At 44.9% G+C, this 23758-nt stretch carries 26 protein-coding genes and 3 pseudogenes; 16 read left to right on the top strand and 13 right to left on the bottom strand.

Annotation, left to right across the window (positions count from 1 at the left end):
- The 4 genes from Q0R35_RS03130 to Q0R35_RS03115 form a co-directional block, all read right to left on the bottom strand.
- Window positions 1–326: type II toxin-antitoxin system RelE/ParE family toxin (locus tag Q0R35_RS03130; protein ID WP_295614381.1), on the bottom strand; the 326-nt coding region annotated here is incomplete at its 3' end.
- The gene (locus Q0R35_RS03125; protein ID WP_295614379.1) at window positions 323–574 is read right to left on the bottom strand and encodes a hypothetical protein; all 252 of its coding nucleotides are present in this window, start codon (window positions 572–574) and stop codon (window positions 323–325) included. The genes Q0R35_RS03130 and Q0R35_RS03125, both read right to left, overlap by 4 nt.
- 72 nt (window positions 575–646) lie before the next feature.
- Complete coding sequence (locus Q0R35_RS03120; RefSeq protein ID WP_295614377.1) at window positions 647–3313, bottom strand: DEAD/DEAH box helicase; 2667 nt, start codon at window positions 3311–3313, stop codon at window positions 647–649.
- A 537-nt stretch (window positions 3314–3850) separates the two neighbouring features.
- Complete coding sequence (locus Q0R35_RS03115) at window positions 3851–4189, bottom strand: P-II family nitrogen regulator (RefSeq protein WP_295614375.1); 339 nt, start codon at window positions 4187–4189, stop codon at window positions 3851–3853.
- 113 nt (window positions 4190–4302) lie between these two features.
- Here Q0R35_RS03115 and Q0R35_RS03110 point away from each other — a divergent pair, with 113 nt between their 5' ends.
- Together Q0R35_RS03110 and Q0R35_RS03105 are read left to right on the top strand one after the other, a co-directional pair.
- Window positions 4303–5562 carry an FGGY-family carbohydrate kinase gene (locus Q0R35_RS03110; RefSeq protein ID WP_295614373.1) on the top strand — a complete coding sequence of 420 codons (1260 nt, stop codon included), beginning with the start codon at window positions 4303–4305 and terminating at the stop codon, window positions 5560–5562.
- 238 nt (window positions 5563–5800) lie between these two features.
- The gene (locus Q0R35_RS03105) at window positions 5801–7060 is read left to right on the top strand and encodes a hypothetical protein (RefSeq protein WP_295614371.1); all 1260 of its coding nucleotides are present in this window, start codon (window positions 5801–5803) and stop codon (window positions 7058–7060) included.
- A 193-nt stretch (window positions 7061–7253) separates the two neighbouring features.
- On the opposite strand, the gene Q0R35_RS03100 is transcribed toward Q0R35_RS03105, so the two are convergent.
- Window positions 7254–7901, bottom strand: coding sequence for a sugar transferase (locus Q0R35_RS03100; protein ID WP_295614368.1), 648 nt, complete (start codon window positions 7899–7901; stop codon window positions 7254–7256).
- A gap of 356 nt (window positions 7902–8257) precedes the next feature.
- Between Q0R35_RS03100 and Q0R35_RS03095 the strand changes: the two genes are divergently transcribed.
- A complete protein-coding gene (locus tag Q0R35_RS03095; RefSeq protein ID WP_295614367.1) occupies window positions 8258–8599 on the top strand; it encodes a hypothetical protein in 342 nt (113 codons plus the stop codon).
- 123 nt (window positions 8600–8722) lie between these two features.
- Here the strand turns inward: Q0R35_RS03095 and Q0R35_RS03090 are convergent, their stop codons facing one another.
- The 7 genes from Q0R35_RS03090 to Q0R35_RS03065 all read right to left on the bottom strand — a co-directional run bounded on the left by Q0R35_RS03090 (window position 8723) and on the right by Q0R35_RS03065 (window position 14502).
- On the bottom strand, window positions 8723–9418 hold the full coding sequence (locus Q0R35_RS03090; protein WP_295614365.1) for a methyltransferase domain-containing protein: 696 nt from the start codon (window positions 9416–9418) through the stop codon (window positions 8723–8725).
- Window positions 9419–9564: 146 nt separating this feature from the next.
- Window positions 9565–10230: a DUF2301 domain-containing membrane protein gene (locus Q0R35_RS03085; protein WP_295614363.1), complete on the bottom strand. Its 666-nt coding sequence runs from the start codon at window positions 10228–10230 to the stop codon at window positions 9565–9567.
- A gap of 97 nt (window positions 10231–10327) precedes the next feature.
- A complete protein-coding gene (locus Q0R35_RS03080) occupies window positions 10328–11098 on the bottom strand; it encodes an RDD family protein (protein ID WP_295614361.1) in 771 nt (256 codons plus the stop codon).
- Between the two features lie 39 nt (window positions 11099–11137).
- A complete protein-coding gene (locus Q0R35_RS03075; protein ID WP_295614359.1) occupies window positions 11138–12079 on the bottom strand; it encodes a hypothetical protein in 942 nt (313 codons plus the stop codon).
- A 247-nt stretch (window positions 12080–12326) separates the two neighbouring features.
- Window positions 12327–13418, bottom strand: coding sequence for an RIP metalloprotease RseP (gene rseP / locus Q0R35_RS03070; RefSeq protein WP_295614357.1), 1092 nt, complete (start codon window positions 13416–13418; stop codon window positions 12327–12329).
- Window positions 13419–13848: 430 nt separating this feature from the next.
- Entirely contained in the window at window positions 13849–14163 is a 315-nt protein-coding gene (locus Q0R35_RS19480) for a leucine-rich repeat domain-containing protein (RefSeq protein ID WP_366944811.1), read from the bottom strand.
- Window positions 14164–14304: 141 nt separating this feature from the next.
- Window positions 14305–14502, bottom strand: a complete 198-nt coding sequence (locus Q0R35_RS03065; RefSeq protein ID WP_295614355.1) for a hypothetical protein — start codon at window positions 14500–14502, stop codon at window positions 14305–14307.
- Window positions 14503–14591: 89 nt separating this feature from the next.
- Between Q0R35_RS03065 and rpsO the strand changes: the two genes are divergently transcribed.
- The 3 genes from rpsO (at window position 14592) to lpxA (ending at window position 16470) form a co-directional block, all read left to right on the top strand.
- Window positions 14592–14870: a 30S ribosomal protein S15 gene (rpsO, locus tag Q0R35_RS03060; RefSeq protein WP_295614353.1), complete on the top strand. Its 279-nt coding sequence runs from the start codon at window positions 14592–14594 to the stop codon at window positions 14868–14870.
- A gap of 310 nt (window positions 14871–15180) precedes the next feature.
- Window positions 15181–15663 carry a PAM68 family protein gene (locus Q0R35_RS03055; protein ID WP_295614351.1) on the top strand — a complete coding sequence of 161 codons (483 nt, stop codon included), beginning with the start codon at window positions 15181–15183 and terminating at the stop codon, window positions 15661–15663.
- A 9-nt stretch (window positions 15664–15672) separates the two neighbouring features.
- A complete protein-coding gene (lpxA, locus tag Q0R35_RS03050) occupies window positions 15673–16470 on the top strand; it encodes an acyl-ACP--UDP-N-acetylglucosamine O-acyltransferase (RefSeq protein WP_295614349.1) in 798 nt (265 codons plus the stop codon).
- 10 nt (window positions 16471–16480) lie between these two features.
- Here the strand turns inward: lpxA and Q0R35_RS03045 are convergent, their stop codons facing one another.
- On the bottom strand, window positions 16481–16813 hold the full coding sequence (locus Q0R35_RS03045) for a metalloregulator ArsR/SmtB family transcription factor (protein ID WP_295614347.1): 333 nt from the start codon (window positions 16811–16813) through the stop codon (window positions 16481–16483).
- A 117-nt stretch (window positions 16814–16930) separates the two neighbouring features.
- Here Q0R35_RS03045 and Q0R35_RS03040 point away from each other — a divergent pair.
- The 10 genes and pseudogenes from Q0R35_RS03040 to Q0R35_RS02990 form a co-directional block, all read left to right on the top strand.
- Window positions 16931–17155 (top strand): annotated as a pseudogene (locus Q0R35_RS03040) (glyceraldehyde 3-phosphate dehydrogenase NAD-binding domain-containing protein); the annotation flags it as partial.
- Entirely contained in the window at window positions 17118–17390 is a 273-nt protein-coding gene (locus Q0R35_RS03035) for a hypothetical protein (RefSeq protein ID WP_295614345.1), read from the top strand. The pseudogene Q0R35_RS03040 and the gene Q0R35_RS03035, both read left to right, overlap by 38 nt.
- A 28-nt stretch (window positions 17391–17418) precedes the next feature.
- A complete protein-coding gene (locus Q0R35_RS03030; RefSeq protein WP_295614343.1) occupies window positions 17419–17886 on the top strand; it encodes a dual specificity protein phosphatase family protein in 468 nt (155 codons plus the stop codon).
- Between the two features lie 169 nt (window positions 17887–18055).
- Window positions 18056–19117 (top strand): annotated as a pseudogene (gene arsB / locus Q0R35_RS19475) (ACR3 family arsenite efflux transporter).
- A gap of 189 nt (window positions 19118–19306) precedes the next feature.
- Window positions 19307–19684 carry a hypothetical protein gene (locus Q0R35_RS03015; protein WP_295614337.1) on the top strand — a complete coding sequence of 126 codons (378 nt, stop codon included), beginning with the start codon at window positions 19307–19309 and terminating at the stop codon, window positions 19682–19684.
- A gap of 79 nt (window positions 19685–19763) precedes the next feature.
- Window positions 19764–20303, top strand: coding sequence for a Dps family protein (locus Q0R35_RS03010; protein ID WP_295614335.1), 540 nt, complete (start codon window positions 19764–19766; stop codon window positions 20301–20303).
- Window positions 20304–20429: 126 nt separating this feature from the next.
- Complete coding sequence (locus Q0R35_RS03005; RefSeq protein ID WP_295614333.1) at window positions 20430–20951, top strand: hypothetical protein; 522 nt, start codon at window positions 20430–20432, stop codon at window positions 20949–20951.
- Window positions 20952–21276: 325 nt separating this feature from the next.
- Window positions 21277–21447 (top strand): annotated as a pseudogene (locus Q0R35_RS03000) (CsbD family protein); the annotation flags it as partial.
- A 325-nt stretch (window positions 21448–21772) separates the two neighbouring features.
- Window positions 21773–21952, top strand: a complete 180-nt coding sequence (locus Q0R35_RS02995; protein ID WP_295614329.1) for a hypothetical protein — start codon at window positions 21773–21775, stop codon at window positions 21950–21952.
- 71 nt (window positions 21953–22023) lie between these two features.
- Window positions 22024–23523, top strand: coding sequence for a PRC-barrel domain-containing protein (locus Q0R35_RS02990; RefSeq protein ID WP_295614327.1), 1500 nt, complete (start codon window positions 22024–22026; stop codon window positions 23521–23523).
- The last annotated feature ends 235 nt before the right edge of the window (window positions 23524–23758 follow it).

Genomic DNA, 23758 nt, shown 5'->3' with positions numbered 1-23758 from the left:
TCTTCGTCTAAAGTTGATAAAATACCTTCTAAATCTCTTGCCCCATGTAAAACTCGCAAAATCTCAACTCGATCGTCTTGCACGCGATAAAATACTAAATAATCTTTAAAGTTTTTAATGCGCCATTGACGCACTTCTCCCATGATATCGAATACAAAGTTCACAGACTTACCAATTCTGGGAGCTATTAAAATTTGAGAAAAAGTGGCTTCAGCTAGTTCGAGAAAATGCTCTGCCGCAGCAACATTACCATTGCTAAGAATATAGTTTGCTTGTTGCCTGAGATCTTGAGTTGCCCGGTTGCGAATGATTAACTTATGACTCATTGATGGCTATTTTCTCCATCGAATATCGAAGCGCGTAACCTCCCCCAATATTCAGGGTTGACTGCTTCGCTATCTGAATCTAGACTTTCTTGAAGCAACTGTGCGATCTTGTTTCGATCGCTTTGCCGCTGGCGATCCTGTTGCCCTAATTCTAAAAAGTATTCTACTGCACTTGAGTAGATACCTGCCTGAATCTGAGCCGTAATGTGCGTCTGAAGATCTTCTGGGATATCAAGAATAACGTTCATTGTTAAAAGTTATCGAGGATGTTTCGATCGGATCGAGCTGGTTTGAATGTAGACAATCTCACCAATTAATTGTTACGAGATCGATTCGTTAATTGGGAATCGATCGATTAATTGAATCGCCCGACGGGCATTGGCTTGCAAAGAATCGCTAGCATGAGGTACATAAGGAATCTGCGACAATAGATCTACCGTCCGGCGCAACATCCGGACGATATCGCCCTCATCGAGATTGGTATTGCTACACAACTCCGTCCAAGATAGCTCTAACGCCCACTTTTCGACGATGCCGACTAGCTCGTATTCCATCCAGACGGGGAGAGCTACCTGATAGCGGCGTTGGATTTGGAATAGTTGGCGGCGGGAGCCGCGTAGGGCACTCAGCGTCATTACAACCTCATCTGCTGGCTCGTAGTTAGTCCAACTATCGGAGCGGGGGGTTTCCGATACCAGGGCACAGATTACGGCGGCTAAATGGTGCGGATCTAAACCATCTAGATAGCCAGACATCAGCGCGAGGGCAATCCACAGCTCGTTATCGCCACGAATGGCGGCGGCGGCTTCGCCAATCCGGGTGGGCAATACACCTTGCAAGCCATTGACTTGGCGGAGTACTTCGATTAAATTAAGAAATTCTTGCCAATGTCGATCGAGTTGGTTTTGGAGTGTGGTTTGGAGATCTTTAATTTCTTCTTCTAATACGGCTTGGCGGCGATAGCGTTTGATTAAGGTGGCGGGGTTGCCCCATTCCCAGACGGGATGGTTTTCGAGTTTGGTTTTCAGTTCGGCGACGGTTTTGACTTGGGCGGTTAATTCGGCTGTAGCTGGCGGCTCTACTGCGGGGATGCTTTGAGCGATTTCGGCGGTTAGGCTCATCCCCTTGCGGACTTGTCCGGGTTTGAGGGGCATATCCGCAGGTGGAAGTAGGGAAACTACTTGAGGGACGCGCTGTTTGCCGCCATATTCCGACCAATGTTTGTGAACGGCGACGACATCTTGATGGTTGACGACGTACCATTTGTTATCTTGTCCCAAACAGACGAGGGCGGGTTTGTAGCCCGAACCTGCGATTTTGGTGACGAGGACGGCGGGTAAAGGTGTTGCGACGGCGACGTGTTTGCCTTTGAGACTGAGGATCGTGCCGGGGAAGGCTGTGGGTAATTGTTTGCCAACTTGGGCGGCTTGGAGTTGTTCGGTATAGAGTTGGAGATTTTTAAGCTGATTTTGGTCGAGTTTGAGTTGAGAATGACAGGTTTCGTAGTCGGCTAATACGTTAGCATCGATTTTACCCAGGCTTTCTTGAAGAGTGACTAATTCTTGCTTAATATCGCCGATGCCTTGCTGTTGGGGCAGTAGATGGAGGGTTTTGGTAAAGTGTCCAAAACTGCGTTCGACTAGTTCTCTGGCTTCCTCTAGGGTATGGGTTTGGAGTAGGTTTAGTACCATCCCATAAGTGGGGGTAAATTGACTCACTAGCGGATCTGGTGACGATGTGGCAAAGTCGCTGGCTTCCTTCGCGCCTTCAAATCTGGTCTGAGTGGCGACTACATAGCCCACCACGTCCTTCCCGCGCCGTCCGGCACGTCCCGACATTTGCAGAAATTCGGAGGCGGTCAGGAGGCGATGTCCCTGGTCTGTGCGTTTGGATAAGCTGGAAATTACTGTCGTTCGGGCGGGCATATTAATCCCCGCTGCGAGGGTTTCGGTAGCGAAGACGACTTTGATTAAGCCCTGTGTGAATAATTCTTCAACTAGCACTTTCCAGGCGGGTAAAATTCCGGCATGGTGAGCGGCGATGCCTTTATAGAGCGGTTCGACTTGTCCCGCGCGGGCGGCTTCGGGGTTTTTCTCTAAAAATTCATCGATCCTAATTTTTAACTGAGCGGCTTCAGTTTTGGAAATCAGTGGCAGAGTGGAGACTTCGGCGACAGCTTTATCGCAACCGCGCCGACTGAAGATAAAATAAATCGCAGGCAACATTTCCCGCTCGGCAAGCTTGCTGACTACAAAGCCGATACTGGGGACATCTTCACTTTTGCGGCTGCCAGTGGGACGATGGGTTTTGAGTTTGGGATTGAGTTTGGCTGTATTAGGGTCTAATAATGGCAAGATCCCTTTGGGGTTGACGAAATGAAACTCTAAGGGGACGGGACGGAAGTCGGAATAAATTAGTTCGGTACTACCGTGAACGGCATTAATCCAGTCGGTTAATTGTTTGCTATTGGCAACGGTAGCAGAAAGGGCGACGAGCTGAATGTGCGGGGGACAGTAAATAATCGATTCTTCCCAGACGGTACCCCGCTGTTTGTCGTTCATATAGTGGCACTCGTCTAGTACCACTGCTTCGACACCCATCATGGAGGTACCGACTTCGCCGATGCGGGTACCATAAAGCATGTTGCGGAAGATTTCAGTAGTCATGACGACGACTAGTGCGTCCCGATTGATGGAGATATCGCCCGTGAGCAATCCGACATTCTCTTCGCCAAATTCGGCTCTAAAGTCGCGATATTTTTGATTTGATAAAGCTTTGAGGGGGGTGGTGTAAAATACTCTGCGTCCCTGTCTCAACGCGCGATGAATGGCATATTCACCAATTAATGTTTTACCAGAACCCGTCGGGGCGCAAACTACGACTGACTTTCCCGCGTTGAGTGCGGCTACCGCCTGAAGTTGAAATCCGTCAAGTGGAAATGGAAATATCTCTTGGAGCTGTTCGGTAGTGATAGCAGAGGTGGTCATAGCTTTTTAACTTCTCAGGCGGTGGCACGAGGTTAGATTGCGGCGGTAGCTAAATCTCGATACTCTCTAGTATATTCGGAAATTAGGATTGGGCACGATCGGCTAGCAGCTCGATCGTCTGCTGGTGAGAATGGATCTAATACCAAATCCAATTCATACAGACTCTTTATTACTAATACAATCCTGTCGCCCTCACCCTGCCATATCCTGCGGCTCCTGGCTCCCCTCTTCCCTTGGAAAGAGGGCTGGGGGTGAGGGCTGCTGAGGTTAAGAGGCTTTTCACTACGGATTTGGTATGATTAGCAAAAGATAAATTGCAATTAAAAAGCCAAGGATGAAACCTCGGCTGACTTTAAATAAATCGCTCAATTAAATCTGAATTATCTAGATAACGCAAGTTGCTAGTTATAACCAATGTTAAAGATTTGGGTATTAGGTATTGGGTATTAGCGATGGGATAAAACCTAAAACCTAACAGCTAAAACCTAAAACCTATCCCACTAAAAACCCATAGACTCGCAACTTTGGTTAAATAGATCAAACAGCTTCAACGTTTTTCTCACCAGTCCGAATCCGCACCACTTGTTCGACGGGACTGACGAAGATTTTGCCATCGCCGATTTCACCAGTTCTGGCAGCAGCAATAATTTTGTCTACTACCATGTCAACTTGAGAATCTTCGATGACGACTTCGACTTTCAGTTTTTGGAGAAATTCTACCGTGTATTCCGAGCCGCGATAACGCTCGGTTTGTCCTTTTTGTCTGCCAAATCCCCTCACTTCCGATACCGTCATCCCCACTACGCCTGCATTAACGAGGGCGATTTTTACTTCATCTAATTTGAAAGGACGAATGATTGCTACAATCTTTTTCAATTTCGGTTACTCCTGAATGTGTGTCTCTATACAATTTTTTGGCTGCACCAACTTGACATTTTGTATCATTGTTAGACCAGCCAAACATGTAACTCTGGCTACAAAATAAAAATATGACAGTTACTCTCGGCATAGATTTTGGCACATCTGGAGCCAGATTAGTCGCGATCGACACCGATCGTAACGTGTTATGGTGGGGAAGAGAGCCATTGGGGGCAGCTTGGCAGGAAACTTTGTTTAGCCTGATTCGAGCCATCCCCGGAGAAATTAGATCGCAGGTAACGAGTATCGCGATCGATGGGACATCTTCAACGGTACTATTATGCAACGATCGGGGGCAATTAATCGGCACCCCAATTTTATATCATGACGATCGCGCCAAAGTAATATTAGATCGGGTAAAGTCGATCGCGCCAGTCGGACATCCCGTAATTAGTGCTACTTCTAGTTTTGCTAAGTTATGCTGGTTGGCAACTCAACCTAATTTTCCAGATTTAAATTCCAGTCAGAAATATTATTTTCTCCATCAAGCCGATTGGCTGGCTTATCATCTCCACGGCAAACTGGGCATCAGCGACTATCACAATGCCCTGAAACTCGGCTACGATGTCCAATCCTTATGTTACCCCGATTGGCTCGAACGACACCCTTATCGTCCATTATTGCCGCAAGTACTCAAACCAGGTACACCGATGGGGATGATATTACCCCAAGTCGCTCAAGAATTGGGTTTTGCGGCTGAGTGTATGGTGTGTGCGGGGACTACCGATAGTATTGCGGCGTTTCTGGCTAGTGAAGTAGATGCACCAGGTGTCGCCGTGACATCGTTGGGTTCGACACTGGTAATCAAGCTGCTCTCTCACACGCGGGTTGACGAACCTCGCTATGGAATTTACAGCCACCGTTTGGGCGATTTGTGGTTGGTAGGTGGTGCGTCAAATACTGGCGGTGCAGTGTTGAGACATTTTTTCAGCGATGGTGAGTTAGTCAGCCTTAGCCAGGAGATCGATCCGAATGTGCCTAGTATGCTCGATTATTATCCCTTATTAACTCCTGGCGATCGGTTCCCGATTAACGATCCTAATTTACCACCGCGACTGACTCCGAGACCAGATCGATCGGTCGATTTTTTGCAGGGTTTACTCGAAGGAATTGCTAAAATTGAAGCACGCGGCTATCAACTTTTAGCCGAATTGGGAGCCACACCCCTAACGGCTATTTACACCGCAGGCGGCGGCGCGAAAAATTCTACCTGGACGAAAATTCGGCAGCGATATCTACCCGTACCCATATCTATCTCCAAGCATCAGGAAGCGGCTTATGGTAGTGCATTGTTGGCACTTGGCTGGGGAGGAGTAAGGAGTAAGGAGTAAGGAGTACAGTGTGCCTACGGCAGGCTACGCCAACGGCTATCGCTCACTGACCGGAGTAAGGAGTAAGGAGTAAGCTAATTGTTCACTATCCACTATTCACTATCCCCTGTCCCCTATCCCCTATCCCCTGAAAGTTGGCTAAAATTTAGTTAGGGAGCGGTAATTTAATCGGCTCAAATATCGCACGATTGCATCGAGCCGCAACAGTTTGTCGGTGGAGATATTTAGGAACGTATATATGAATGCCAATCCTCAACTCATGACAGCAGTCGAACAACTCGGATATCGAGTCACTTGTGCGGATGTTGTCACCCATAGTGGTATTCACCTCGAAGCAGCACGTTCGGGATTGCTGGCTTTGGCGAATCAAACTGGGGGACATTTGCAAGTCACCGATACTGGAGAAGTAATTTATGTCTTGGCTCCAGATTTTAGGCAAGTTTTATTGCGTAAGTCGGTTAAATTGCGGGCTAAAGCTTTGCTGACAAAAATCTGGTCGATCGGATTTTACCTGATTAAGATCTCATTTGGCATTTTATTAATTACCTCGATTAGTGCCGTCTATCTGACAATTTTGGCAATTACCCTCGCCGCACTATTTGGGAGCGATAGTGGCGGGGACTGTGGCGACTTTGGCGATGGTGGGGGTAATTGCGTTTTGGCAATGGGTGACTGGGGTAGCAGTAGCTCTAGTGCTGGTAGCTCGACAATGACGACCTTTAATAATGGAAATCTCGCACCAATTCGATCGAAAACGCAGCGCAAGCCGCTCAATTTCTTAGAAGCGGTATTTTCGGTATTATTTGGCGATGGCAATCCTAACGCCGATCTCGAACAGCGGCGGTGGAGTTATATTGGCAATCTAATTCATCGTCAACAAGGGGTGGCGATCGGCGAACAAATTGCTCCATACTTAGATGATGTAGGGCAAGGGTACGACCGAGAATATGAAAACTACATGTTACCAGTTTTAACTAAGTTTAATGGTATTCCTGAAGTCAGTCCGACCGGACAATTAGTATATCATTTTCCCGATCTGCAAACTACGATTAAAGATGCTCCCGAACAATTTAAGCGAGTCCCCCAATCTTTACGAGAACGGAAGTGGAAATTTAGTAAAGCCACACCCACTCAAACTAATTGGGCGATCGCGCTATTTGCTGCTAATCTAGTTGGGATAGGTGTCTTAGCTCTCATGCTCCAGGGTATAGCTAGTACTTCGATCGGGATTGCAATGTTAATTTTGGCTCTATATGGGGTGGGGCTAGTTGTTATCCCTTCCTGTCGTTATTTTTGGGTCAAAGCGCAAGATCGACAAGTCCGTAACCGCAATCAGTTTCGCCATCAGCAGGTAAAAATATTACAGCAAAACGATATGATTCAAGAGAAGTTAGACTATGCTAAACAGTTTGCAAAGCAACATCTAATTACCGATCGAGATATTATTTATACCACCGAAGAAGATGCTCTATCTCAAGAGTTTAAGCGGTTAGAATAAACGATCGCAGACAACCTATTATAATTACGTTAATTTATTCGAGTGTTATATTTTAGTTGATGTCGATCGATTTTAAAGCGATCGACATCTTGTAGATAGTTTTAGGTTGGGTTTTGCCTCGATCTTTCAGTCCGTTTTAACGGATGTGTCGCGATCTTATCGCAGATCCGTCACGGACGATCGGCTAGTGAAGCTATTTATCATTGCCCATAAATTCTGGCATTGCCACCACATTGGCATTTTGACTGATTCCTTCTTGCTTGAAGACCTTCTTTACTGTCAACAGCAAAATCTTCAAATCTAGCCACAAACTCCAGTTATCCACATACCAGAGATCTAGCTTAAATTTTTCATCCCAAGTTAGGGCATTACGTCCATTGATCTGCGCCCATCCGGTAATTCCTGGCGGTACATCATGACGGCGAGCTTGGTCGGGACTGTAGCGTTCTAGATATCTTACCAATAATGGGCGCGGGCCGACAAAACTCATATCGCCAATGAGGACATTCCACAGTTGAGGTAGTTCGTCTAGACTAGCTTTACGTAAAAATTGACCGAGTGGAATCAATCGCGCTTCATCGGAAAGCAAATTACCCGCAGCATCGCAGTCGCTAGTCATCGTGCGGAACTTAAATACCGTGAAAATCTCGCTATTTTTGCCAGGACGCTCTTGAGTAAACACAATCGGACTACCCATGCGGATCTGTAAAACAATCGCCACAACTAGTAGTATTGGCGAAAATAGTAGCAATAATAATGCTGCCATAACTCGATCGGCGATTATCTTCACACCTCGACTAAAATAAGTAGGGGACTTACGGTTAGATTTTATCTCTTTCATGTTGGATCTTCGGAACTGATGTCTGTGATTAGTTGTTGCCACGATGAATAGAGCCACTAACTAATCTTTATTTTTCCCATCGATAACCTCTGGCTTACTAAACTTACCAAATTATTTATTATTTTGGCTCTAGCAGGCAGCGATCGTGGCACACTATGTTTATACACTACCACCGTACCAAAATCTGGCGTTGGCGTTGGCGTAGCCTGCCGTAGCGGCGCGTGAGCCGGAGGTTCCCTCCGGCATAGAACGCGACAAGACAGGCACAGCCTCTCCCCTGGAGAATCGCAATTTTTGGGACGAGTGGACGAGTCGCTGCTTAGGTTTATCCCCCTTTTCAATATCTAGATCCCATCGTGAATAAAATCATTTCAGTCCCCAGTCAGCCAGTCACCAACTTATCGACAACATCTGCGCGCGCGCAGTTAGAAGCAGAGCGCGTCCAAGAAATTTTGATTTTGCTAACCAGTATGATGGCGAGGGAGGAAGCAACGATTAAATTAATTATCGATTGTTTGTACGATATCGGTTATGTGAATTTGATTAATAAAAAAGTGCGGTTGCGTCCGCTCAATTCGCTGGCAAAATTCATTGCCAAAAGGTCGAAACCAGTCGCCAAAATCTTTGCCTGGAGATGGTTTATTAAGAATTGCCCTCAGCTAATTGCGAAGTGGTTGTATGTGAAGGTTAGCTTTTAGTGAATAGTGGATAGTGGATAGTGGATAGTGGATAGTTATTGTCCTCCATCACTTGGTCATTTGTTGGACAAAAGCAAATATTTCAAAATCTAGTTCTAACACCTAATACCTAATACCTAAAAGCTAAAAACTAACCCGATACATTTGAAATAACTGTCCCGATTGAGTGGCTGTAATTTTACCGCCAACTTCTTTGACTAGATCTGTAAATTGTGCCAGCGGCGATAGCAATACTTCTGCACCTAGATACATCTCTAAAATTGCCCAGTTCTCGGCTAATTCGGCATCGGGATCGATCGCATCAAAAATAAAGATTCCATCGGGTTTTAAGACTCTCTTGACCTCTTGGAGTACTAGTTTCCAATACTCAGGAGGATAGTAACAACTAAATCCAGTTGCGATCGCCCGCTCGAATGTATCGTTTTCATAATTTAATTGATGAGCCGCACCAGATTGGACACCTTTAAATAATTTAGAATTGAGTTGCGATCCGCGCGAATTGAGGGCACTTTTCGCCACCACACTGATTTCTTGCCCGTAAAAATATGTCTCCCATTCTCGCCAATTGTAGATCAAAAAGCTCACTCCACAGCCAATATCTAAGCAGCGATGGTTCTTTTTAAATCCTGCCAAATCCCAAAATGGTGAAGCGATTTTTGGGGCGAGACTGTGACTAATCCAATCTCTAAAAATGGGCATTTCTTCTACTTCTGGCGGTAGTTCAAAGGCTTCTTGTTTAAACTCACGATCGAATCTCTGTTTGACTCGTTCGATATCGATCGACCAATCGTGTTGCGGTGTAATAATAGGACTGTACATCGGAGAGTAAGGAGTAAGGAGTAAGGAGTAAGGAGTAAGGAGTAAGGAGTAGATTTACAATTTCTATTCACTATTCACTATCCACTATTCACGCTTCTCCTGATGGAGACGCTACGCTACGGCTGTCGCTCAGTACAAGCTATCCACTATCCACCAGCCTTCAGATATTCAAATACTAATTTGTCGCCAATATCGGGGGGGATAGCTTGGATGGCTTTGCGGATGGCAAAAATCGAAAACAATACCGCCCAGCTAGCTAATAAAATTGCTTCGATCGATTGCGGTAGAATATTTATTAAATGTCCTAATAATAATGCGGGAACTAGAAATGTCAGTACTTTTGTTTCTAAACGATTGAAACAAAAAGCTTCTTTAAAAAAGATGCCAGTTAAGGCGGCAAATGTAAAACCTACACCTAAAATAGTTAACGGCTGTTCGTAGATGATTTCGCCGATCGGCTGATGATAATATAAAGAAAATCCGATCGCACTCATACACCCAATTGCCCAGAATACTTGTAATGTTCTGTGCAAAACTGCCATGTAAATATGAATTGTTGCTAGAGCGATGCCGAGGGCGACTGAGAAGATGATATAGAGTATTGTGATTGCAGTTAATACATTGGCATTACTGCTTTCACTATTACCCCATTGTGATAATACCGCAATCGTCCCGATCGTCAAACTTATCGCCGCTACCATCAGCGCAATCCGATAAACTACCACACTTTGCCGATCGCGATCGGTTATTGTAAATGTACCAAATTGTCCCTGATAAATTTCTGCCGCCAGATCCGATTCAATTGTTTGCATTTGCTTCTCCTCCTATTCCCTATTCCCACTTCTCCTTATGGAGACGCTACGCTACGGCTGTCGCGTAAGTCGCAAGCTATTCCCTATTGCCTATCTTCTATTCCCTAAATTGCTGCTGATAAGCAAGAAATACCGCTTCAATAATTAGATGAGAGTCGCGAGTGGGGAGTCGATCTGGTAACTCGATTTTAGAGATTAATTGTTGTGCTAATCGATCGCTAACTTGCATTTTAGCAGATGGAGATAGAGCTGGGTAACGATAGAGATACTTCCGAATCGTGGCAAATTCATCGGGGGTTAATGCAGCAATTCTGCCCGTTTCGATGAGTTTAGCTGCCAGATCTGATGCTTCGAGTGAGAGACTAATTTCTCGCTCGGCGACGGCTTGCCCTTCTTGAATTGAAATTGTCCCCGCCACCCAGTCACCCAAACGTTTTTCTTGAGGTGTAAATAAAATTAATAACAACCCCACAAATAAAATATCGTCGATCGGGCGCAGTAGCGATCGTAAGATCGATTGCTGAATGCCAACATTGCGTCCATCGTCTCTAACTACTCTAATTTTAACATATTTTTTACCTGGGGTCTGTCCGCGCCATAAGGTTTCAAATACAATAAAATAACCGATATATACTCCAAATAAAATCAAGATTTGGATTGCCATCAGCCAGGGACGAGCGGTGTCGGATTGCAACCAAGTAATTTGGGAAAATAGAATTGCCCAGATTACCAACAATAGAAAAAGTGTCGAACTCCAAATCAGGTAATCGATAATTAAAGCTTGAGTGCGATTGCCAACTCCAGCTAAAACAAATTCTAATTCGACACTTTCTGGCGTTTGCGATTTGACTTTATTTAAGTATTTCATATATGCAAATTGGCAATCGACTTGACTCTAAAATATTGCCTAAATTACTAGATCGTTACCTTCTTGACGGTTGCGAAGATCGAAATAGACGATCGCTTTAATCGTCTGCCAAAATGGCATTACCAGTAGTTCGATCGCAATACTAACAAAGAAACCCGCGATCGTTACAAATCCACCAGCAACTTTGGTAGACTCTGTGGTTGAAGCACTCATAAATTGACCGATCCAACTCGGAATAGCCCCGATCGTACTCAGTGGTAATGTAATTAAAAAAGCTACCGTGATAATTAATACCAATTTCCGAATGACATTATTACTTAACTGTCTGCTGCGACGGATACTAAAGCTGGCAGATCTAGTTGACTCGACAGCTAAAGGTAATTCAGCTACAAACCACGAAGCATAAAAGCGAATGACAAGTGCAATGAATAATAATGCTAAACCGATCGCCAATAGACCCACAATAAAGACAACAACACCATTATCGGTCGATAATTTTACTACATAAATCAGTACCCCCACAATTAAACCGATCGCCAGAATCAGTAGAATATATCCAGCCATAGCGATTAGGAACATATATATTCCCAATAACAGCGATAGCCGCAAAAATGCCCACGTACGCGGGAGTAATTGTCTAGTGGCGACAGCAACGGTTTCTGGAGCATCGATCAGTTCTTGATATGCTAACCGACAAATTACAGCCCGATCTGTCGAACATTTAGCCGATAGATATAGAGCTAATCCAAACCAGACAAGCCCCAGCGGAATCGTCGCCAGCCACGATTGAGTGATGCCAAACAATACACCACCAATAAACAGTAACCCGACGGCAGATGCGAAAATCGCCACTACCCAAGCAGTTGCCCGGAGGGATACTTGTAAATAACGTTTTAAGTTGGATCTGTAGAGGATAGTGCCTGTAGTCACTACATTACCAATACTGAGGGTACCAACTGGATCTGAACTAATTTTTGCCATGTGTTTAGATGAGATTACACCACTTGTTATTAGTGTATGGTGCTAGCGACCCATTCTCACATTTGGTAACTCAAATCTTGAACTAGAAGCAAAATCCATAGTGAAGTGGGGTAAAGGCGTTGCCCTGAAGCTCCTCGTTCGCGGAGCGTCTCGCAAGAGAAGGGGTAAAGAAACTATCGATCCTTTACCTTTTTACATTTACCCTCACATCACTAGTCGTAGATACATATTGGCATAAGCTGTGAGGCTACTTGAAAAACTGCTGAACGCCAGAGAGGTTGGCAGTATCGCGAATCACCAAAAATACACCCAATCCCAATAGTAAAAATAAACCCGTTTGCATGACAGTTTCTTGGAACTTCATTGGTAACGGTTTGCCCAGCAATCCTTCAAACAACAAAAATGCCAACTGACCGCCATCTAAAGCTGGTAATGGCAAAATGTTCATTACGGCTAAATTGATGCTAATCAGCGCGCCAAATTGCAGCAATCCAGCAGCATTATTCGAGGCAATACTAGAACCAATTTCCACGATTTTGATCGGCCCAGCAATTTGAGTGGCAGTTTCGCCAAAGTTGGTGACTAGTTGCGATAAACCTTGGAAAGTCAGTACCACCACCCGCTCGAATTCATTAGCTCCTTTGACGAGGGCATCGATCGGACTTATCGATCGGTCGATAATAATATCAGCATTAGGGGCGAGTTTGACCCCGATTTGTCCTTTACCTTCAGCATTGGCATCGGGCGTAACTTGCAGATCGAGTGTTTCGGTACCGCGTTGAATTTTAAAAGTTAATGGTTGCTGCGCGTGGGTTTGAATTTCGGCCATCAGCTTCACAATTGCTGGTTTGGCACTGCCCAGATCCTGGTTATCTACCGCCAGCACGATATCCATCGATCGAATCCCCGCTTTACCCGCCGCATTACTCAGATTGTCAGCAATCCCCGATACCACCACGCCGGGATGATAATCAATTTGCTGGAAGCCGACAACGCTCACCTGGACGACGAGCAAGAAATAAGCAAAAATTAAGTTGGCAATTACACCCGCACTAATCACGATCGCCCGATCGAGCAGCGGACGATTGCGGAGTAAATTAGGATCGTCTGCGGGAATATCACTATCTGGATCGTCATCGGGAAAACCGACAAAACCACCCAAAGGCAGTGCGCGAAGGGCGTATTCAGTCTGTTTGCCTTGATATTTTAATAATACTGGCCCAAAGCCTAGTGAAAATTTATTGGCATAAATGCCCTGCAATCTGGCTGCCAAAAAGTGCCCCAGTTCGTGAACAAAAATTAATACTGCTAAAACGCCGATCGCCGCCAATGTTGACATATTTTCTTTTGTTTTGACCTACTATCTCCCATTTTAGTCGGCGAGTGGGGAGTGTGGGGAGTGTGGGGGACGGGGGGACTGGGATCGTTAATTAATCCAAAACACTCTCAAATCCCAACTCCCCAACTCCACCACCCCCATCGTCATCGGATTTTAACAGTTGGGGTTGTTGGGTTTCGCGTTGCTCTCAACCCAACCTACAGGGAGAAATCTCACTAAAATCTTAGGTTCTCATTTAGGATTGCTATGGATATCTAGAGACGATCGGACATAAAAATAAATTATCTGAATATGCCGGAAGTATCAAATTCAGTGACGATGAATTTGATGCAATGTTGCAGGAACTTAAAGAGGATAAATAGATTTGCAAGTAGTCTATGACATGAATATTCTGCTCCAAACTCTTCGGAACCCTGATTCGGTAGATATTTTACAATCCAAGCTTAGTTCTTAGGATTAGGTTATCATTCAAATAAAAGTCTGATATATTTATATTCTTCTCGATAAAGGAAGGAATAGTTTTGATATGGTTATAGCTAAAATCGAGTACTTGAAGATTAGTAAGATTCGCTATTGATTCAGAAATAACCTCAATATCATTACCACTCAGATCGAGTCTTCTAAGATTACTCAATTGTCCAACTGAATCGGGGATAACTGATATTTGTCTATAAGAAAGATTTAGCTCCTTCCACTCCTCATCCCGCGCTCGTGCGATTAAATCTAGTAATTCTCGATCGGTCATAACTCTCATCCCACCATAACAGTAACTTTAGCTTACCCAAGTCGATGCTAATGCGATCGATCGTCTCGATCGATTGTTGGTTGAGGAGTTTTGCCCAGCCGATATGCTGTCAAGGGACTCTTACGAATTTTAGTATTAATTTTAGATACTAAAATCGATCGATGTCATCAAACCCCGATTACCACCCCAGATTTTAGGCGTAAATCCCCCACCCGGTAGCAGCGTCATCCTCTCCCCATCGGAGATTCTGATTACCTTCGACGAAGCGATGAATGCCAGCACCGCCCAAATGAATAGTCGCTTATTTACCAACTCAGTCATCACTGACGGTGCGCTCATTTCTAGAGATCTGCTCGCCGCTCTAGCAAAATCGAACTGTAAATGGTAAAATAGTAAGTTGCAAAATTTAATTATAATTTTCAGTTTTCATGACCCTAACCCAAGAACGCAAACAAGAAATCGCGGCTAAGTATCAGTTGCACGCTACCGATACAGGTTCGTCCGATCTTCAAGTAGCCATGCTCACTGACAGAATCAACCGCCTGAGCGAACATCTCAAAACCAACAAGAGCGATCATGCTTCGCGCCGAGGCTTGTTGAAAATGATCGGACAACGCAAACGTTTACTCGCATTCATCCAAGGCGAAAGCGTCCAACGCTATCAAGCCTTAGCCGATAGCCTGGGTATCCGTCGCGTCAAAGACTAAATAGCTAAGTCCGATCTTCAAGTAGCGATGCTCGCTTAGAGAATCAACCGTCTGAGCGAACACCTCAAAACCAACAAGAGCGATTCTCCTGACGGAGAGGCTACGCCAACGTGCTTCGCGCCGAGGCTTGTTGAAAACGATCGGACAACGCAAACGTTTACTAGCATTCATCCAAGGCGAAAGCGTCCAACGCGATCGAGCCTTAGCCGATAGCCTGGGTATCCGTCGCGTCAAAGACTAAATATCTAGTAACTAGTCGCTCTCAAATACCAAACATCAGCCATAACTTTAACAAGATCGGAACCTGCATATGTCTGCTGAGAAGCCCCGCCCATCTGTGCCGTTTGAGCCGCGTAAAAGTACCAAGCAGCGCAAACCCGCAGCTAAAAAAGGAGTGCCAATCGTCAACCCGCCACAGCCTTCACCAGCAATGGCGGAGCAGGGTTCTGGTTACATTCCAGATGTTGTCAGCAAACGGATGATTCGGCGGGTGTTGGTATTTTGTGGCATTCCCATTTTAATGGGGGTGGGCATATTTCTTGGCAGTTACTTTGTAATTATCAATCATCTGTTTAAAGTTTCCAATACTGTTGTCTTGTTGACGAGTATGGCTTGTTTGGGATTGAGTGTACTGGGGCTAACTTATGGTATTCTGTCTGCTTGTTGGGAAGAAGATAGTAATAGTAAAGGCAGTCTGCTAGGTTTGACAGAATTTAAAATCAACCTGGGCAGAATGACCGATGCTTATCGTGCTTCCAAGCAGATGCAACAAAATATCGACCCAGATCGCTAAGTTTACAGTATGCAAATTCATCCCACCGCCGCGATCGAACCTGGAGCTAAAATTGGCGATAATGTATCGATCGGGCCATTTTGCTACATTCGTCACGATGTAGAAATCGGGGATAATTGTATTTTAGATGCTCATATTACGCTGCTACCTTACACCTCGATCGGTAAAAATTGTCATCTGCATAGTAATGTCGTCTTAGGCGATTTTCCGCAAGATATCGCCTTTAAAGATGAGCCGAGTTATGTCAAAATTGGCGATAATTGTACCCTCAGAGAAGGTGTTACCATTCATCGCGGTACTAAAGCCGGATCGTCTACGATAGTGGGTAATAATTGCCTGTTAATGGCATACAGTCACCTCGCCCATAACGTGGTGCTAGGGAATGATATTATTATCGCTAATGGCGCACTGTTAGCGGGATACGTGCGAGTCGGCGATCGGGCATTTATTAGCGGTAATTGCTTGGTGCATCAATTCGTCAGCATCGGGAGATTAGTAATGATGGCTGGCGGTTCGGCGGCGCAAAAAGATATTCCGCCATTTTGCATGACGCGCAGTACGACGCTCAATAAAGTCATGGGTTTAAATACAGTCGGTTTGCGACGCGCCGGATTGACATCTGAAGAAAGATTGACGCTCAAACGTGCTTTTAAAATATTATATCAATCCAATTTATTAATTCCTGAAGCTTTAATTAAATTAGAAACTGAATTTGAATCAGAGCTAGTTGGCGAAATTTGTGACTTTATCAAACAATCGCAGCGCGGCATCGCTGGATACGTGCGCCAGCGTCAGCGCGAAGATTAAATAATCGAGACTAACCGAGCACCTCTCGCAAGGATACTAATTGTGCTTGAACGATTCGATAGTAGATCCAAGTGCCTCGACGCTCTTTTTCTAATAAACCTGCCTCATACATCACCTTGAGGTGGTGGCTGACTGTTGGCTGCGACAGTCCCAGCGATTCTACCAATTCGCAAGCACAAACCTCTCCACTCGGCTGTGCGGCAATTAAACTCAACAACTGGAGCCGCGCTGGTTCGCCCAATACTCGGAACAAAGTCGCTGCACTAGCTGCTTCTGCGCCAGTCAAACAACCAGCTAATAAAGGCGGACAACAAAAAATTGGTGGCGTTTTTAAAGATTTCATAATTTCTATATTGACATATATCGATGTGAGTCGATAAAATATCGATAATTCTCAATATAGACTGATGTAAATATAAGTATTTGAAAATTTAATTTAAAACTTCAAGGGGGAAAACAGATGACAGTTCGGGTAGGCATCAATGGATTTGGACGGATCGGACGGTTAGATTTGCGGGCGGCATGGGGTTGGCCAGAATTAGAATTCGTGCATATCAACGAGGTGAAAGGTGGGGCTGAAGCAGCCGCGCACTTACTCAAGTTCGATTCTGTCCACGGACGTTAGGCACCAGAAGTAGAGGCTGAGAATGGGAAAGTTATTATTGATGGCAAGCCGCTTATTTATTTATGTCAATCTGCGCTCTAGTTCAAATAGACAGTTACTAGCTAAGTTTGTAACCCTATATATCAACAAAGTCGCGACGATCGCTGATTCTGTCGGATATGTGCCGCTGCCAGATGCAGTTAGAGACATCAATTACGTTCATTTTAATCGAGGCAAGACTGGAACAGTGTTTGCAGGCAAAGCCAGAATTAACTCTAAGATTTCTGATTTGTTACCAAAGAAACCAGCTTATTAGCTTCAGAATTAGCTAGAGACTTAAACTAATGGAACAAGCAACACAACCAATTGTCGAAAATTTATGGTGGGTAATTCCTGGCAAACTAGCAGGAGTGCGGAAGCCAACAGCAGCCGAATTGAAAGAGCTACAAACAGTGGGAATTGGGGCGATCGTCTCAGTAATGCACGATCGATCCAACTTGGAATTATACGATCGGGAAAATATTCCTCACTTGTGGCTGCCGATCCAGATTGCTAGTTCGCCCAGTCGATCGCAAGTCGCAGAATTAATCAATTTTGTCGCTCGATACGATCGCCAAGGTGTGGGGACTGCCGTTCATTGCACGGGTGGATTGCATCGAACGGGGACGATGTTGGCTGCCTACTTGATTTTGAATGGTGCGTCTGATAAAGATGCGATCGTCTCGATCTCAACTGCAAATTCACAGGCAGTGTTAGAACTCGCTCAGACAGTCTTTTTACGTTCTTTAGCTGCGGGAGATAGTAATTCTTAAACTGATGCTCGATTAGTGGATCTCAATTTTAAGTCAAGCGATCGCAATAATACCTATCCAGATCTCGAACCAAATGGAGCAGCAATCGATCGAGCCAATTGACCGATTGATATAGCGAACGCAAAGCCACCGCTCGCGCCCTCGAAATTCAATCAAAACAGACTCTATTATGACTTCTACCACATCGGTACCTCAAAAAAAACTGTCATTTTTAGATCGATTTCTGATGCTGTGGATTTTTCTAGCAATGGCAATCGGCGCAGGCATCGGCTATTTCTATCCAGCCGTCGATACTGTCATTAATCAATTTCAGGTCGGTGCTACCAATATTCCGATCGCCATCGGGCTGATTTTGATGATGTATCCACCACTCGCGAAGGTACGCTATGAAGAACTCAGCGATGTTTTTCGCAATGGTAATGTTTTGGCAATCTCGCTAATTCAGAACTGGATTATCGGCCCAGTTTTGATGTTTTTGCTGGCGATCGTGTGCTTGCGCGATTATCCTGAATATATGGTAGGGTTGATTTTAATTGGGTTAGCGCGGTGTATTGCGATGGTAATTGTCTGGAGCGACCTCACACGGGAAAATACCGAATATACAGCCGGATTAGTGGCTTTTAATAGTATCTTTCAGGTGATTTTTTACAGTCCTTATGCTTGGTTCTTTTTGACTGTATTGCCGCCAATGTTTGGGCTAAAAAGTACTGGCGTAAATGTTAGTATTGCGGAGATAGCCCAGAGTGTGATGATTTATCTGGGTATTCCCTTTTTAGCTGGCTTTTTGACGCGGTTTTTCTTGGTCAAAGCTAAAGGCAAGCAGTAGTATCGCGAAATCTTTATTCCCAAAATTAGCCCGATTACCTTAATTGCGCTGCTGCTAACGATCGTCGTGATGTTTAGCCTCAAAGGAAATCTCATCGTCCAGATTCCTCTCGATGTGGTGCGAATTGCGGTACCGATGATTATTTACTTTGTCGTGATGTTTTTGGTAAGTTTCTATATGGCGTGGCGGATTAAGACAGATTACGCTAGAGCCGCTAGTGTGGCGTTTACTTCGGCGGGCAACAATTTTGAATTAGCGATCGCCGTGGCAATTTCCGTGTTTGGGATTAAGTCTGGGGTCGCATTTGCCGCTGTGGTCGGCCCATTAGTAGAAGTCCCAGTGTTAATTGGTCTGGTTAATGTGTCCTTCTGGTTGCAGCGTAAGTTTTTTACTGTGCGGACATGATAAATTTCTTGCGGATGTCTGCCACATTTTAAATGTATACAACGTAAATCTTTTCAGCAGTCGCTCTGTCGATCGATAGATATTGCATTGAGAGAGTCGCTATTACAAATCACTCAGAGGAGAGATTCATCAATTGAGTAGTTCCTGATATAAATAAACAGTGGTACTCAAAATAATCAGCCTAAAATCATGAAATTTAATATCGATCGGTTAATTGCTGCAAGCTATCGTCAGCTTACCAAAGTAGCGATCGCAGTGTCGCTGCTTGCCTTAGTTTGGCAAAGTGCTTTCTTAGGAGTCGATCTTGCCAATGCATCGCCCTTATTTGCGACAAGTATGGATAGCATGTCCAAACAAGTATCTGGTAGAGCCGAAGAAATGACAGGCTCTGCAAAACAATCGATGGGTAAAGTCCAATCGGCGATCGAAGATAAATCGGCATCCGCCAAAATGAAAGTCAAAGATGGCTTAACTGAGACAAAAGTCGCTGTCGATGCTAGCAATAGCCGAGTTGAGAATGCTGCTGAAAAAGTCACCGACAGCATTAAAAATTTCTTTGGTAAATAAAGTGTGTCGAGAAAGTGTGTCGAGCCATCGCCACCAATCCGCGACTGTTTAGGTAAATATTTTTGGAGATTTAGAAACCATGCGTAGTATCAATATTGGCTTAACTGACGAACAACGTGCAGGTGTTATCGATCTGCTCAACCATGACTTAGCAGATTCTTATCTACTAGTAGTCAAAACTAAAAAATTCCACTGGGATGTAGTCGGCCCTCAATTCATCTCCCTGCACAAATTATGGGACGAGCAATATGAGGCAATCTCCGCAAATATCGATGCGATCGCCGAGCGAATTCGCACGCTTGGCGGTTATCCGATCGGCACCATGAAAGGCTTTTTAGATTACGCATCTTTAGCCGAGCAGCCAGGAAACATCCCGATGGCAACCGGGATGGTGTCTGCACTAGTCGAAGATCACGAGCAAATAATTCGCAACCTCCGCGAGCATATCGACGGTTGTGGCGATGATTTTCACGATCAAGGTACCGCCGACTTCTTGACTGGAATCATGGAACAGCACGAAGAAATGGCGTGGATGCTGCGATCGTTCATCGAAGGCGAAGCTCTCACGGCTAACGGTGCGCGTCCCGAACTTAGCAGCAAAGAGCCTGTTACAGTCTAAATAGGGTGCGTCGATCTACCGATCGACAGTATCCCTGTATACACTTTAATAGATAGCCCGATCGTCCATAGCTCGTAAAATAGTAAATACTTTGGTTGTGTAAATCTTACACCCGAACCACATACTATGGACGATGTAAATACTCCTAAGACAATGCCAGAGACGATCGCGGACAATGGCTCCGAACCCGATCTCACAAGCTCCGACACTGGGCATTTGCAAACTTTGACAAAAGCTTGCTCGGAAATGAAAGCCCACATGACAACTGAAGCCGAGCAGATTGTCTCAGGTACCGCAAAGTTGGGCAAGCACCCAACTTTGACCGAGGCTTGCTCGACAATGAAAGCCGAAATGGCAACCGAAGCACAGCAATTGTTGGGCTTGCCATTGGGTTCAGGTAAAAGCCAAACTATCGAGGCTGCTTGCGCCGATTTCCGCACTGAGATCGCCAGTGAAGCTCGGCAAATGTTTCCCAGTGCGGAAGAAATCGCTCGATCCCAAGCGGAGGCTAGTGCAGTCATGAAAAATGACCTTACTACCAAAGCCGAAGGGATCGCCAACTCATCTGAAGATCCCGATTTGCCAGAACAGCAGCAGATCGAACAAGCTAAACAAGCACTTAAAGAAGATAAGTGGTTCGAGCAATAAATTTCACTAGTATATACCCACGATTTCTACAGCAGGAGTCGGGGGTATTTGCTGGGGAGATGGGAGTAAGGAGTAAGGAGTAAGGAGTAAGGAGTAAGAAGTGCAATTACTCCTAAAGCCTAAAGCCTAATACCCGATACCTAAAGCCTAACAACTAATACCTAAAGCCTAATACCTAAAACTCATCCATCGATCGATAGATAACTAGTATGTCGATCGAAGGAGTTGACAAGCGAAAACTTGCGGTTGAGATCTAACTTTTAGCAGAGAGATATCTTAGAAAAAGATCGTATATTAATAATAGTTTAAACAAAGGAAAAAGATTATGAGTATTGAAGAACGTGCCAAGGCAGCCGCTCAAAATGTTGAAGGAAAAGGTCAAGAAGTTGTAGGTAAAGTCACTGGTAGTGCCGATGATGAAGCCGCAGGCAAAGCTAAACAAGCTGCTGCAAAAGTTCGTGATGGGGTTGAAGATGCTAAAGACAAAGTAGCAGAAACAGCTCAAGACCTTGGCGATAAAATTCGTGAAGGAGTAGACAATGTGAAGAGAGAACTGAATAAATAGTATAAATAACTGCTCTTGACAGGTACTTGGTAAATTTTAGAGTAAAACTTAGGTGTTGACTGCATCTAAGTTTTTTGTATTTTTTATAGTTAAAGATTACCTCCTATCTCAATTTTAAGATAAATGCCCATGACTAAAACAGACCTAGTTAGGTATTGAAGCAAGTTAATTTTTATATCGATCGAGTGATTAATTGCTAGAAAATAAGTTGTTAGGATATAACTAATCAGTTATCTACATCAATAATTTAAAACCTATGCCCAGACTAATTGGCCGAACTTCTAAGACTCCTTTATATACGATCCTAGCTCTATTAGTTGTAGCTGCTGTGGCGACAGAATTAGAATACGAAGGCGTTATCGATCTCGTACCGGGTTACGGTAGAGATACCACAAACATCAGAGTGCCAGATATCCGAAACCCGCGATCGTATTGAGTCAGAGCGTCGCTAACAACAAGTAATTCAGTTCGATCGGTAAACTCTAAAAATAAGCATAAAATCAGCTCATGCGTAAGGGAAAAGATATCATTGGCAAACCGATAATCACATACGATTCCGGTCAGAAGGTTGCTAATATTGTCGATTTAATTTTCAACCAAAATGACAATCGGTTATTAGGGCTATTAATTAGTGAAAGTGGCTGGTTTAGCAGTGCAAAAGTTTTACCGTTATATCTAGTCAAAGCGATCGGGGTAGATGCCATCATCATTCCGAGTAGAGATACGATCGCCTCATCTCGAAGCTATGCCGATATTCATCAAATTTTAGAAAACAACAACATTTTAAATGGTACCCGCATTATGACCACTGATGGTCGCAATTTGGGCAAATTAATCGATTTATATTTTGATGAAACTAGCGGCGCGATCGAAGGATATGAAACATCAGGTGGCTTATTTGCCGATGCTTACTCTGGTCGATCGTTCGTACCTGCGACCCAAGCTATCAAAATTGGTAAAGATGTCGCATTCGTCCCAGTAGAGACGATCGCTTTAATGGAAGAGCAAGTCGGCGGATTGAAAGCAGCATTCCAAACTGCTAGCGAAAAAGTTCAATCTACCGCTCAAGTTGCAGGCGAGAAATTCCAGGAAACCGCTCAGATTGCGGGTGAAAGATTCCAGGAAACCGCTCAAGTCGCGGGCGAAAAATTTCAATCTACCACTCAGATTGCGGGTGAAAAACTCCAAACAGCCGGACGTTTAGCTAGTAGCAAAGTTACCGACGCGATCGTCGATCGAGATGCTCAAAAACAATTTGTAATTGGTAAGGTAGCCCAGCAAACAGTGACGGGTAACGATGGCACGATCTTTGTCAGATCTGGTGAGACGATCGCACCAGAAATGGCGAATGCAGCCGAAAGATCGGGGATTCTCGATCGATTGTATCGCGCCACTGGTGGGAATTTGACCGCACCACTAGGCGAACGGATGAATAATACCGTCGCTGGTTTGACGATCGAGCAAGCACAGGGACGACGCGCCCAACGCGCCGTATACACGCCAGAGGGCTATATTATTGCCGCTCAAGGGCAAATTATCACCCCTGGGGCGATCGAGCGTGCGAAGGCGACTCGTCAAGAGTCAGCATTATTAACTGCTGTCGGTTTGTCTGCACCAGCAGCACAAACCCAAGCGAGTAGCCTCGCCACCACCACAGGCGAACGATTGAAAACCACGACATCGGTGGCTGGAGATCGCCTCCAAGAAGGTGCGGCGAATGTCTGGGATCGAGTCCGAGAAACCGCCAACGATCTCCAAGGACGCAGTTCGCAAGCACTCGAACAAAAGCGGATTAAGGGTGCTTTAGGTCGTCCGACAACGCGTGTTATTCTCGATCGTCATGATGAAGTTATCCTCAATGTCGGCGAATTAATTAGCCACAAAGCGATCGATCGTGCCCGATCGGCAGGTATCCTCGATGTATTACTAGACTCGGTATACACCGAAACCCCACGCTTATCGCTCGACGAACTCCGCGCACCAGAAAAAGGCTCCGCCGCGCTGTAAGTCGCTCTCACAGCAGCCCATGTCCTAAACTTCTGCCCCGTATACACATCTCTAGCTAGAAGTGAAAACCCTAGAGATCCCCCTGTCTTGTCGGTTTTTTAGATCTCCTGTCGGAGAGGCTCCGCCAACGGGGGGAACCCTAGACATAAAACCGCCGCTGTCTTGTCTCCCTAAACCGTCGGGGAACAAAGGCGAGCGGGAGCCGCTAAATCCCCCTTCAAAAGCGGATGCGCGC

The sequence above is a fragment of the Chamaesiphon sp. GL140_3_metabinner_50 genome (assembly GCF_025361915.1).
Lineage (GTDB): Bacteria > Cyanobacteriota > Cyanobacteriia > Cyanobacteriales > Chamaesiphonaceae > Chamaesiphon.
Note: the sequence above shows the minus strand (reverse complement) of the source record. Positions and strands in the feature narration are given on the sequence as shown.